General features: G+C 63.7%; 9 protein-coding genes. All 9 read right to left on the bottom strand.

Going from position 1 to position 12,618, the window contains the following annotated elements:
• Positions 1 to 72 precede the first annotated feature (72 nt).
• Positions 73 to 447 (bottom strand): PilZ domain-containing protein, encoded by a 375-nt coding sequence (locus FJ694_RS30710; protein ID WP_157271342.1) that lies wholly within the window; start codon positions 445 to 447, stop codon positions 73 to 75.
• 362 nt (positions 448 to 809) lie between these two features.
• A complete protein-coding gene (locus FJ694_RS30705) occupies positions 810 to 1,994 on the bottom strand; it encodes a methyl-accepting chemotaxis protein (RefSeq protein WP_232540304.1) in 1,185 nt (394 codons plus the stop codon).
• A 292-nt stretch (positions 1,995 to 2,286) separates the two neighbouring features.
• A complete protein-coding gene (locus FJ694_RS30700) occupies positions 2,287 to 2,616 on the bottom strand; it encodes a response regulator (protein WP_157271341.1) in 330 nt (109 codons plus the stop codon).
• An 8-nt stretch (positions 2,617 to 2,624) separates the two neighbouring features.
• On the bottom strand, positions 2,625 to 3,122 hold the full coding sequence (locus FJ694_RS30695; RefSeq protein WP_157271340.1) for a GAF domain-containing protein: 498 nt from the start codon (positions 3,120 to 3,122) through the stop codon (positions 2,625 to 2,627).
• A gap of 31 nt (positions 3,123 to 3,153) precedes the next feature.
• On the bottom strand, positions 3,154 to 4,518 hold the full coding sequence (locus FJ694_RS30690; protein WP_157271339.1) for a chemotaxis protein CheW: 1,365 nt from the start codon (positions 4,516 to 4,518) through the stop codon (positions 3,154 to 3,156).
• On the bottom strand, positions 4,518 to 6,230 hold the full coding sequence (locus FJ694_RS30685; protein WP_157271338.1) for a methyl-accepting chemotaxis protein: 1,713 nt from the start codon (positions 6,228 to 6,230) through the stop codon (positions 4,518 to 4,520). Before FJ694_RS30685 ends, FJ694_RS30690 begins: the two co-directional genes overlap by 1 nt.
• 105 nt (positions 6,231 to 6,335) lie before the next feature.
• Positions 6,336 to 8,018: a diguanylate cyclase gene (locus FJ694_RS30680; protein WP_157271337.1), complete on the bottom strand. Its 1,683-nt coding sequence runs from the start codon at positions 8,016 to 8,018 to the stop codon at positions 6,336 to 6,338.
• Positions 8,019 to 8,148: 130 nt separating this feature from the next.
• Positions 8,149 to 11,391, bottom strand: a complete 3,243-nt coding sequence (locus tag FJ694_RS30675; RefSeq protein WP_157271336.1) for a PAS domain S-box protein — start codon at positions 11,389 to 11,391, stop codon at positions 8,149 to 8,151.
• A 570-nt stretch (positions 11,392 to 11,961) separates the two neighbouring features.
• On the bottom strand, positions 11,962 to 12,618 hold a 657-nt coding region (locus FJ694_RS30670; protein WP_232540303.1), incomplete at its 5' end, for a GGDEF domain-containing protein.

Genomic DNA, 12,618 nt, shown 5'->3' with positions numbered 1-12,618 from the left:
TTGATGCCAATAAGCCATTGCCCGAATTGAAGCTTGCCGTACCACGATACGGGAACCATGGCTCACATCGATTCACAATATTTTCATGCTCAAGTACTGTTCGATGATTTCAGTCACGGCCATTGGTACTTCGGTGAACTCCAACCCGATCAGAAAGCCTTGCTCCTTGCCGCTGAGAATACTGTGGACGAGACGTCCCCGGGCCAGGATGGCATCCATTCCCTCGGAACGTATAGGCGGGCGGACACGGACGTCACAAATGGAGCCCAAGGGCAGGTTCCAGGAAGTTACAAGACCGATGCCTCCTGTACTGATATCAGTGGTGCGTACCTCGATGACTCTCTGGTCTGACAGTCTCAGCAAGGCCGCAGCGCGAAATGCTTTGCGCGTGGCTTGGCGACGGTCAAACCCCAGCGTTGCCCACGTCAGGTTATCTTGCGAGTCCATCTTGTTCACCTAAAAACGGTAGGGCCAACTATGAGGCGCAAGCAAATGGCGTTGCATGAATCAGGCGTCTCGTTCCACCATAAGGCGCAGCGCTGAACTTACTTGTTGACGCCGGCGGTAGGATGAGCCACCGTGCCGAGAAGGCAGTGCGCCGCCTTGGGTTTGAAAGTTGACCGCCCGCTTAACGACTTACATCGCAGTCACTGGCTCAGCACATCATCGGCAAGCTGACACGAAACGGTTCATTTCTGATCCAGCGCCTACAAATTACGGTAAATCCTGATAATGGCAGGAAACAGGGGTAAGGTCAGGCGACGGTGTGCCTCACAAAAGTGCACAGGTAAAGGCTTCGCCGGAATCGCTCAGATTTTGAATTCGTCCACTACTCCCTGCAGTACATGGGCCTGCTCAGCCAAGGCAGAGGTCACAGCAGTCGCCTGCTGCACCAACGCGGCATTCTGCTGAGTGACTTGGTCCATGTGCGAGACGGCCTGGTTGACCTGTGCGATGCCGCTGCTTTGATCAGCCAGCGCCACCGAGATCTCACCTAATATGGCGTTGACACGCAGCACCGCCTGAACGATGTCGCCCATCGTGCCACCAGCTTGGCGCACCAGCGCTGAGCCACTGTCCACGTGTCCGACGGCATCATCGATCAGTGTCTTGATTTCCTTGGCCGCTTGCGAGCTGCGCTGTGCCAGCTGCCTTACCTCCGTCGCCACCACCGCGAAGCCGCGCCCCTGTTCGCCCGCGCGCGCGGCTTCCACCGCGGCGTTGAGCGCCAGGATGTTGGTCTGAAAGGCGATGCCCTCGATCACGTCGGTGATGTCCGATACCTTGCGCGAGCTGGAATGGATGGAATTCATGCTCTGCACCACCTGCTCCATCACCGCACCGCCCTGCTCCGCCACCTGTGAGGCATGCGCGGCCAACCCGCTTCCCGAGCGTGCCCGCTCGGCGTTGAGCTGCACAGTCTGGGTGAGCTGGTCCATGCTGGCCGCGGTCTGCTGCAGCGAAGCCGCCTGCTGCTCCGTGCGGCGTGCCAGATCGGTGTTGCCGCCGTCGATCTGCTTAGACGCTGAGGCAATGGCATCGGTGGAGCCCTTGATGCGCGTGACCAAGTCCGTCAGCGTGTCCTCCATGTTTCCGAGAGCGCCTAGCAGCCGCCCGAAGTCGCCACCCAGCTCGGTCTTGAACTCCTGGCTCAGGTCCCCTGCAGCCACTGTTTCGGCGATGTAAACCGCCTGGTTGAGCGGCTGTTCAATAGCACGAGCCAGGCCCACGGCGCAGCCCAAGCCAACCAGCATCCCGGCACCGGCCAGCGCCATCATCAGCCGGTTCGTTGACGCAACCTCACGTTTGATCTCGACGGTGGCCGTATCGGGTAATGCGACTGCGACACGCGCGCGCGCCAGCGCTTGGCTGTGAAGGCGCTCTATGTCGTTCAAGGCGGCCATACCCAGCGCCGTCAGTGCCAGCATGAACAGTAACACCGTGGCAAAGCCCAGCGGCAGCATGGTACGGGTCTTCAGATGTGCGAACGACAAGCCGGTCTCCTTAATTCTGAAACTGCATCAAGGCGCTATCGGCAAAACAGAGGTCCGTGTTGAGCCATCGCAAACCAAAAGGTCAACCGGTCCAGTTGCTCACCGCGAACCTTCATGCCCAAAAGCCCTTCAACGCATCGCAGCAGGACGGGTGTGCACTTGCGGACTGCCTGCATCCCCATCAGATGAAGAAACTGTTTTGATGGAAGTGCTGTTTTGAACTGGACCCTTCTGGTTCCCCAGGGGTTAGCTCAGCAGTTCATCGGCGCGGTGACACGATCGGGTGCCTGCCTTACCCCTGGAGGTGCTGCAGCAGCTCCCGCACCTTCAGCGGCTTGCGCAGCGTGCACGACATGCCTGTGCAGGGCACAGTGTCGCTACCGGCCGGAATCAGTCCGATGACGCGGCCGGCGTTGCAGCTTCGGGCAAAAGCCTCGACCTCTGCCATCGATGCGCCGTCAAAGGCAAGGATCGCCAAGTCGTATCGCTGTTGTGAGGCCATCCTCACGGCCGCCTGCAAGGTCGCTGCCTCGTGCACCTGTGCCATGCCGAGGTGCCGCGCTGCAGCCGCCACGGTCCGGCGCAGCACGAATTGCGGCTCGAACAGCAGCACGGTGGGCATTGGCGCCGTCATCGAGCATCTCCACTCGCCACCAGTTCCTCAGCCACCAGGTCGCGCAGCGAGGCCAGGATCGCCAGGTCCCTCTCGTCCAGCCGGCGCGGCTGGGTGTCGATCAGGCACAGCGTGCCCACCCGCTGCCCACTCGGCACGGTCAACGGTGCGCCGGCATAGAAGCGGATGAACGGCGCGCCCGTAACCAATGGATTGTTGGCAAAGCGCACATCGGCAGCTGCATCCTCGATCACTAAGATCTCGGTGTCCATGATGGCATGGCCGCAGAAAGAGATATCGCGGCCGGTTTCGCACGCATCGAGGCCGACACGGGCCTTGAACCACTGGCGATTCTCATCCACCAGGCTCACCAGTGCGATCGGGCAGTCGAATTCGTCGGCTGCAAACTTCACCACCCGGTCAAAGCGCTCCTCCGCAGGTGTATCCAGGATGAGCAGCGCGCGCAGCGCCGCCACTCGCTCGGGGTCGTGGGCAGGAATCGGTGCAGGAGTCATGAAAAGCAGAAAGAAACAGACGAAGAAAACCTCAGGCGAACATGTAGGCCACCTGGCTCAGCTCGACGACCATGTGCGTCGTGCGCTGCGCACCCTGGGTGATGGTGATGGTCTGCAATTCGCCGAAGGCTGCCGCGCGCATGGCGCCGGGATGCACGGTCTCACCGTAAGCCCAGCCGGTGACGCGCTGCACCGCCACGGCAGCCAGGCAGCCGTCGGGCATCGCTACCACCAGCGCCACGCGCGGGCGGCCTGCGGGCGACCGTCCACCGTAGGAGGGCAGCTCCAGCAACGGCACCAGCTGGCCGCGAAAGGGCACAGTCGTGTCCTCGCCGCGCTGCAGCCGCGCCGCCGCGGCAGCGTCAAGTGGCATCACCTGTACCAAGCCACTCACTGGCGCGGCATAGGTGGTGTCCGCCTCGAACAGCAGGTACGAGGCCGCGTCGGCCGCTCGAGTCGAGCTCGTCGCAGCGGCCCTGGCGCCGGGACGGCCGGCTGGGTCGCCGCGGCTGATTTCGGCCTCGGGCAGTTGGCCCAACAGCTGTGCCACATCCACGCGTAGCACCTCGGCGCCATCGGGCGCCAGCAAGGACTGGAACAGAACGGGTTCCGGCGGTATGTCGAGTTGGGCGATCTGCTGCACCGTGTCTATGGGGAAGGCAGCGCCCAGGTCGCCGCTAAGCACGACTGCCAGCAGTGTGCCTTGCGTCACGCGGCCGGGTCCATTGCGCAGCGTTGCCAAATCGAGCACCGCCAGCTTGCGTCCGCGCCAAGCGCAGATGCCGCGCGCGTGCGAGCCTGGCGGCAAAGCGAACTCCAGCGGCAGCGCCGGTATCACCTCCACCAGGTGCTGCGAGGGGATGGCCCAGCGCGACCCACCTGCGCCCAGCAATCCATGGGTCTGCCGGGGCAGCGCCGCGCGGGCATGGCCGGCCGCGTCCGTGCCGCTCCAGAGTAGCCCCGCGTCCTCGCACCAGACCCGCGTCAGTGCCATCAGGCGCTGAACCTCCAGTAGCGCAGCGCTCCCTGCGTCCACCCAGCGTACGGTGCTCTGGAACAGTTCGGCCGGGTCCTCGTCATGGTGCAGTCGGGCCACGGACGCCGCCTCGGCCACGCCGTGCATTGCGCTTACCCGCACCGCAACCGCGCGGTCACCCGAGCGCAGCACTAATGCCTGCTGTCCTGGCGTCTCAGCGGGGCCCAGGTCGAGCCAGCGCGCCAGGTCCAGCAGCGGCACCACGCCGCAGCGGCTGTCGCAGGCGCCGACCAGTACGCCACCGCGCCGCGGCAGTGGGCGCACTGACTTTGCGACGTGCACTGCCTCCAGCACTGCCTCGGCCGCAACAGCCACCTCGTGTTCGCCCACACGTAGCCGAACGTAGCGGCCGCCGCGCATCAGCGCACTGCCTCGCGCTGCAGATCCTGCAGCAGCGCCGCCACGTCGGTGGTGGACGCGGCCTGCTGGCTCATCGCAGCGTGGATGTCGGCAATGGATTGCGTGGTGCTGTCCACCTGCTGCTGAATGTGCCGGAACGCCGCATCCACTTCCTCGGACAGCCGGCCGCCTTCGGCCACCCGCGCGACGTTCTGACTGATGAGCTTGGCGACCTCGCGCGCCGAGGTCGCCGATTTCTCCGCCAGCTTGCGCACCTCGTCGGCCACTACCGAGAAGCCCACGCCCTGCTCTCCGGCACGCACGGCCTCGATGGCGGCGTTGAAGGCCAGCAGGTGAGTCTGGCTGGCGATCTCGCCAATGGCGTCCACGATCTCGTGCACCGCGTCGGAGGACTGGCGCAGCTCGGTGATGGCCTCGCGCGATCGCTGCAGCAACTGGCTGCCGTCGCCGGCCTGGCGCTGCATCTGGCCCGCCAGCTCGGCCGTGCGCTCCGTGGTGAGGGCCACGCTGCCAATTGACCGCGTCAAGTTCTGCAGTAGTGCGGAGATTTCGGTCACCTTGCTGGAGACCTGCCGCTCGCGCTCGACCTGCGCCCCGATATCCATGGCGAACTTCACCACCTTGTACGGCTTGCCGTCAGCGTCCAGGATCGGGTTGTAGGTCGCCTGAATCCAGACTTCTGCACCGTGCTTGCCCAGGCGCTGGAAGCGACCGGACTGGAAGCGGCCCTCGCCAAGGTCGGCCCAGAAGTCACGATAGGCCTGCGTGCGCACGTGCGCGGGGTCACAGAACATGGCGTGGTGGCAGCCGCGGATCTCCTCCAGCGTATAGCCCACGGTGCGCAGGAACTTGTCGTTGGCGGTCAGCACGTTGCCCTGCAGGTCGAACTCGATCACGGCCTGCGAACGCCCGATGGCTTCGAGCTTCCCCTGGGTTTCTGCAGCGCGCTGCATCTCGGCCGTGATGTCGGTGGCGAATTTGACCACCTTGGCCGGCTTGCCGTTGACGTCGAAGATCGGGTTGTAGGATGCCTGGATCCATACGTCCTGACCCGTCTTGCCCACGCGACGGTAGCGGCCAGCGTCAGGCTCGCCGCGTGCCAGGCGCTGCCAGAACAGGTGGTATTCGTGCGAGCGGCTGTAGCCGGCATCGCAGAACAGGCGGTGATGCTGGCCCACGACCTCTTGCCGCGTGTAGCCAAGCGCGGACAGGAAGTTCTGGTTGACGCTGAGCACACGGCCTTCGAGATCGAACTCAATGACTGCCATGACGCCGTCGATGGCGGCCATCTTGCCCTCGAAGTCGAGTTGCATGCGGCGCACGTCCGTGACATCGGTGGCAAGCTTGATTACGCCTATAAGGCGGCCGTCCTCGTCCCGCAGCGGCGTGTATGAGGCCTGCAGCCACACCGGCCGCCCATGCTTGTCAAGCCGCATGTAGACGCCGGCATCTGGCTCGCCGGCACGCAGCCGTTCCCAGAAGATGCGGTAGTCGTCACTGCGGACATGGTCGGGTGTACAGAACAGGCGGTGGTGCTGCCCGAACAACTCCGCGGCGCTGTAGCCCATGCGCGCAAGGAAGCGCTCATTGGCCCGCACAACGTGACCTTCAAGGTCAAACTCAATGATCGCCTGTACCTGATCAAGGGCAGCCAGCAGACCGGCCTGGCGGGCAACGTCCGCAACAGCAGCGGAGGGCAGGTTGGGGTGCAAGAGAAAACTCCGGGATGCAAGACAGAAACCCCGGATATCGGGTTGCGCCACGAGGGATTGAGAGCAGGGGCAAGATTTTTGTCACGCAGGCACAGCTGGTGAGGCTTATGCCTGTACGTGCTCGGGGATGGCACGAGACTGAGTGATAACGGCCGCTGCAACGCGGTCTCGTCCCGCACGCTTGGCCGTGTAGAGAGCATGGTCAGCCGCTGCGACAAGACCTTCAGGCTCCTGCGCATCAGTCGATGACGAAGCGACACCGAAAGAAGCTGTGACGTTGATGGCATGGCCGTCTTGCAGGACAGTCAAATTTCGCAGGCCGTCACACAGTTGTTGAGCTTTGACCATCGCCGCGTCCCTGTCGCAATCCATCAGCACCAGTGCGAACTCCTCGCCGCCCCAGCGGCAGGCGACGTCGCTTGCCCGCAGGACGGACGCGATGTACTGCGCAGCGCGGCACAGCACCGCGTCGCCTACGGGGTGACCATAGGTGTCGTTGATTTTTTTGAAGTGGTCCAGGTCCATCATGACTACGCTCACGCACATGTCGTTGCGCTGGGCACGCAGCAACTCCCGCCGCAGCGTCTCTTCCATGTAGCGGCGATTGAACAGTCCGGTGAGCGGCTCCTTGATCGACTGGTCGCGCAGCGTCTGGCGCAGCTTGGCGTTGGACAGCGACAGCGCCGCCTGTTCCGCGATTGCGCGCGCCATGGCCTCCATGCTGGAGGCTGTCTCGTCATCCTGGACTGACGCGCTGACGCCTTGCACGTGCATCAAGCCCAATACTTCGCCGTAGGCTGTCAAGGGCAGACAGAGCCGGACCTCTGCCGTATTCGCTGGTGCGGGATGGCAATGAAGGCAGCGCAGTTCAGCAGCACTTCCGCCGCTGCGATGGACTTGCCCCAGGCGCAATCCCCAACAGGCACTGGGCGCCATGACGGCACAAGGCGACGGCCCTGCTCCCCAGCGGGCCGCCAGCTCCAGTTGGTCGGCCGAGTTGCGAAAAAGGTAGATCGCCCCTGAGGTTTCAGGCAGCAGCCGGGCACAGAACAGGCTTGCCACTTCGAGTTCTTCGAGCAGCGTCATGTCGGCCTGCATGGCGCGCGACATCTCGCCGAGGGTGCGCAGCTCCTCGTTGTGCCGCTGCAACCGCGTCATGCCCGATGCGAGCTTCTCGCTGATGCGGTGTGCACGCTGTGCAGCTACCTCGCGCTGCTGCATGGTGCGGCGAGTCACCTTGAATAGATAGCCAGCCAGGCACAGCGTCAGCAGCGTGCTAACGACAGAGAAGACTACTGCCCATGTCATGCGAAACCGCAAGTCGGCATTGGCCTGCGCCAACTCCAACGCGCCGCGTTCGTTGAGATCACTTGCAATCCGGCGCACCTCGTCCATGTGGTGCTTGCCGCGCGCCGAGGCGACAACGGGTTCGACAGCCGTGAACCCTTCGGTACGCCGCAGCCGCACGGTCTCGGCCAGCTCCTGCAGCTTCAGCCGGGCCTGGCCCAGCAGCACCTGAACCATACCCCGCTGTGCTTGCTCTTGCCGGGCATAGCGGTGCTCCAGGTGCTGCAGTTCATCAGGCAGGTATTGCATTGCAGCGTAGTAGGGCTGAAGAAACTCCTCCCGACCCGTGATGACGAAGCCGCGCTGTCCGGTTTCGGCGTCCAGCAGCAACTCCTGCGCACGACGCAGGCTCAGCAGCCGCTGCTCCTGCTGCTGCTGTTGCTCGCGCATGCCGTTGACCCACCACAGGCTCAGCGGTGCCACGGATGCGCTGATGGTCATGGCGGCTGCGATGGCGGCAACACCCAACTTCAAGCGAAATGCGCGGGACTTGGTGCGCGCTGGGTGGTCTGTCGTGGGTGGGGAAGAAGCGTTCACGCTGGACACAGGCTGGTGGCCGAGAAGCCGAACATCACATGGAGTCCGCGAGCATCGCAAGCTCGTCTGTGGCTTGGCCAGTACTGGCCAGCCAGTCGATCCATGTTTCGTGGTCCATCGGACGGGCGAACAGGTAGCCCTGCGCGTAGCGACAACCCAGCCTGAGCAATTCAGCACGCTGTGCTTCGGTTTCAACGCCCTCCGCAACGCTGCGCATATCCAGTGCCTTGGCCAACCCGATGATGTTTTCAGTGATGGCGCCGTGTTTGCCGCCCCGCTCCAAGGAGTCCACGAACGACTTGTCAATCTTGAGCACGTCCACAGGGTAGCGCTGCAAGTAGGCCAGCGATGAGAACCCGGTCCCGAAGTCGTCAATGGCGATCTTCACGCCAATGGCCTTGAGTTCCTGCAGCCTCTGCAGCATGGTGTCGCGGTCCTGCATCAGCACGCTCTCGGTGATCTCGAGCACCAGGCGCTCGGCAGCCACCCCCGACGCAAGCAGCGCATGATGAACGTCCTCGGCGAAATCACGCTCTGCCAGCTGGCGCGCGGACACGTTGACAGTGACAGTGAGGGGCTCGCCCGCCACCATGGGCCACCCCACGGCACGCCGACACGCTTCGATCAGGACCCAGCGTCCCAGCGGCACGATCAATCCTGTTTCCTCAGCCACAGGGATGAACTTGTTGGGCGGAACGAGCGCTGCGGCAGTGGGGCGCCACCGTACCAGTGCTTCCGCACCGCGCACACGACCCGTTGAGATCTCCACGATGGGCTGGAAGTGCAGCAGGAACTCGCTGTTGGCCAGCGCACGGTGCAGGTCTTCCTCCAGCCGACGGCGCTCGAGCACGGCAAGGTGCATCTCCAGCTGGAAGCACTCGTGCCTGTGCTTGCCGCTGTGCTTCGCCCGGTACATCGCCAGATCGGCATTGCGCAGCAGGTCGTCGGCCGTGTCCTCAGGCAACGCCCTTGCGATGCCGACGCTAGCACCCACGCGCAATGCGTGTCCCTCCAGCTCGAACGGCTCGCGGAGCAGTTCGACGATCCTTTGGGCCACGGACACGCAGTCATCCTCACGTGCCACGTTTTTGATCAGTACGGCAAACTCGTCGCCCCCAAGCCGCGCCACGCTATCGGTCGGGCAGGTAGCTTCCCGCAAGCGCATGGCCACGTGCTTGAGCAGCCGGTCACCGAACTCATGGCCGAGGGAGTCGTTGACGGTCTTGAAGTCGTCGAGGTCTATGAACAGCACGGCAGGCCAGGCGCTGTCGCCTTGCTCCGCGCAATGCAGCGCTATGGCTCGCTCCACCTTTTCCCTGAACCGGGCGCGGTTCTCCAGTCCGGTGAGCGTGTCATGATGGGCGCGGAACGCGAGTTCGCGCTCCAGACCTTCCCGCTCCGTCACGTCCCACACGGTGCCGACAGAGCCGACTACTACGCCTTGAGCATCTCGCCATGGTGCGGACCGCCCCCTGACATGTCGAATGGACCCGTCGGGGCGCTTCACTCTGAAGTCTGCTTCGCATTCCCTGCCCGAATGCAGCGCTTCGTGCCATGCGCGCGAGATGCGCGGCACGTCCGCAGCGTGGACATGACGAATCCAGCGGTCGTTCAGCACTTCGTGCTCGGGACGGCCCCAGGTCTGTGTCAAGCGCGGATTCGCATAGCGCAGCCGACCCTGCCGATCTGCCATGAAGATGCCTACCGGCGAGGAGGCGCTCAGTGCGCGGAAGCGTTCCTCGCTCTCGCGCAACGCCGCCTCGCTTCGTGCCCGTTCTGTGACGTCGCGCGTGTTGAGAACAATTCCTGAGATCTGCGGCTCGTGCACGAGGTTCCAGCCTCGGGTTTCCAAGGTCCGCCAAGTGCCGTTGCTGTCGAGACACCGGTACGTGAGCTCCACTTGACGTCCGGGCTCCCTTAAGACCTCCGCCATGGCGTCATGGGCCAGCCCCATGTCTTCCGGGTGAACCAGCTCCGACACGTGGCACCCGATGACCTCGTGCGGCGGCAGGCCCAGGACGCGCTCGACAGCCGGGCTCACGTAGCACACGTGGCCGCTGGGCGAAATGACGGAGATGATGTCCTGGGCGTGCTCGATGAATGCCTTGTAGCGCGCTTCCTCGGCACGGCGGTTGGCTTCAAGCTCGTGCCAGCGCGTCATGTCGCGCAGGTTGACGATGAGGCCACTCATGCTCGACACCGTGTCGGCCACGCGGCCGACGGCTTCGCAAGGGCGCCAGCGGCCACTGCTGTCCCGTACACGGATCTCGGCGATCTGCGTCATGCCCGGCTGCGCGAATGCAGCGTCTATGGCCGCCTTTGCCTTGGGCCAGTCCTCGGGATGGACCAGGGCCTGGGCTGAGGTGTTCGTCAACTGCGTTGGCGCATATCCGAAGTCTCGCTCCATGGTGGGGCTCACGAACTGCATCACCGCGCACTCGTCCACGAGCACCAGGGAGTCCGAGGCGTTTTCCACGAACAGACGGAATCGCTCTTCGCTTTCACGCAACGTTGCCTCAGCTTGGTGCTGGGCCGTGACGTTGCGCGCAATGGCCAGCACCGAGTCCACAGTACCGGCCTTGCTGAACTCGGGCACACAACGGAGTTCGTACCAGCGCGTTCCATGAAGTCCGTGGCATTGCACAACGATGTCAGTGGCGCATCCCGCGGTCATGACCTGTTCCAGTGTCTCGATCCATTCGCGCGTACACACCGGGCACAAGCCCATGTCCACTTCGTCGGGACGTCGGCCCAGGAACCGGTCGGGTACCAGCCCGGTTTCCCGCAGAACCGCGGCGTTGATGTAGACGAACCGCAGTTTCTGGTCAAAGCGGCTGATGATGTCCGGTGAGTTCTCCGCCAGCGCGGTGAACGCTCGTGTGCGCTCCCACAACTCCTCCTCGTCCCGCTTGCGATCAGAAATATCCCGGAAATACACCGACAGGCCGTCAAGACCGGGGTAGGCATTGACCTCGACCCAGAGTTCCAGGGGTTCGTAGTAAGCCTCAAAGCGTCGTGCTTGCTGCAGCCTCATCGCAGCCTGGTACTCGTCCTCGAACACCGTGCCCAAGGCCTGTGGAAACACCGTCCAGACAACGCAGCCCAGCAGCGCCTCCACGGGTTGCTTCAGCACGGCGGCTGCCTGCTGGTTGACATACGTGAAGCGCCAGGAGGCATCAACTGCGAAGAAGGCATCGCTGATGCGCTCTAGTACCGTTGCTACGTGACGTTGGGCGCTATCGAGGTCGAGTGGCGCCGCCGCGAGTGTCATGACCATGGAAGGCGTGATGGGCTCACAGGAGGCCCTGTGGCTTAAAGTTGCGTTTTTGTGGATGCCCGCCCAGAGGCAACAGAGGTTGAATGTGGCGGCCAGAATGTCTCTATCGTGCAGGTAGCGGAATTGTTGAGCTGTGAAGCGTGGCGTATTCCTCGTTTGAGATCTTTACGTGCGACCGGACCTTGACGTCAGTGACCGCTATCGGGCACAGAGCCAAAATGTGGCGTGATCAGCTGAATCAGGTATCGAATGCACAGTGGTTGCGGGCGCAGGTGTTAAGACCGACCGAAACGTTCTGTTGGTCTCGATAGCCCGCATCAGACTCTCCGGCCACTCGCCTGTGGTCCGGCGCTGCGACCAGCATCGGCAGGCCCGGTCGGCATCCTGCATACGCCACAGCAAGCGCGGCGTTGCCGTTCGAGGACGACAGCAGACGCCGCGCATCGCGGGCGGCGTGCACCTAGGAGTTATACCCGTCGTTGCGCAGCTTGAACGAGCCATTGGTCTGTAGCGCCTCCAGCTTCGGCCAAACACGCTGGCCGGGGTGGCTGATGGAGCACGACGCGCCGGTCAACCCGTGGCGCTGATACACAATCTGCCGCGGCCGGACCGCTTGGCCTCATACAGCGCCGTGTCGGCTCGACGCAGGAGCGCATCCAGGTCCGTATTGGCGTCCTGCAACAGTGCTAACCCGCTGCTGAAGCTCACTGGGCTGCTCAACTGCATCTGCCCTGCACGCTGCAGAAGGGTACGCAGTCTTGCATCTACTTCCACAGCCTGTTTCTGGTCGCAGTGCCGCAGTACCACCAGAAACTCCTCGCCACCCCAGCGGCAGCTCAGGTCAGTCTGGCGCAGGGACAGCCGCAGCTGCTCGGCCGTCAGTTGCAGCACCTTGTCGCCCGTCTCGTGGCCCAGCGTGTCGTTGATGCGCTTGAAGTGGTCCAGGTCCAGCAGGATCACGGCCAGCGGCTCGTGGTGACGGCGCGCCATCGCGAAAGCCAGCTCGGCCTGTTCCATCGCGCCACGCCGGTTGAGCAGCCCGGTCAGTCCGTCGGTAACGGCCAACTGCTGCAGCGCCGCGGTGGCTTCCTCGTGCCAGGCGTAAGCGGTCGCCCTGCGGCGTCCTTCACCGCGGCCTTGCCATCCGAACAATGCCCTCATCGGTAACGCATGAGGAGCGACAAGGATGGAAGCAGGCAGGCAAGTCGTCAGGCGGCGGCGGCTGGA

The sequence above is a fragment of the Azohydromonas aeria genome (genome assembly GCF_009760915.1).
Taxonomy (GTDB): Bacteria; Pseudomonadota; Gammaproteobacteria; order Burkholderiales; family Burkholderiaceae_C; genus Azohydromonas; species Azohydromonas aeria.
This window is presented reverse-complemented; position numbering and strand designations above follow the sequence as displayed.

What these genes read in the sequence shown, in the direction of transcription:
- FJ694_RS30710 (WP_157271342.1), bottom strand. Translation starts at nt 447, where the DNA reads ATGGACTCGCAAGATAACCTGACGTGGGCAACGCTGGGGTTTGACCGT.
- FJ694_RS30700 (WP_157271341.1), bottom strand. Translation starts at nt 2,616, where the DNA reads ATGCCCACCGTGCTGCTGTTCGAGCCGCAATTCGTGCTGCGCCGGACC.
- FJ694_RS30695 (WP_157271340.1), bottom strand. Translation starts at nt 3,122, where the DNA reads ATGACTCCTGCACCGATTCCTGCCCACGACCCCGAGCGAGTGGCGGCG.
- FJ694_RS30690 (WP_157271339.1), bottom strand. Translation starts at nt 4,518, where the DNA reads ATGCGCGGCGGCCGCTACGTTCGGCTACGTGTGGGCGAACACGAGGTG.
- FJ694_RS30680 (WP_157271337.1), bottom strand. Translation starts at nt 8,018, where the DNA reads ATGACCATCAGCGCATCCGTGGCACCGCTGAGCCTGTGGTGGGTCAAC.
- FJ694_RS30675 (WP_157271336.1), bottom strand. Translation starts at nt 11,391, where the DNA reads ATGGTCATGACACTCGCGGCGGCGCCACTCGACCTCGATAGCGCCCAA.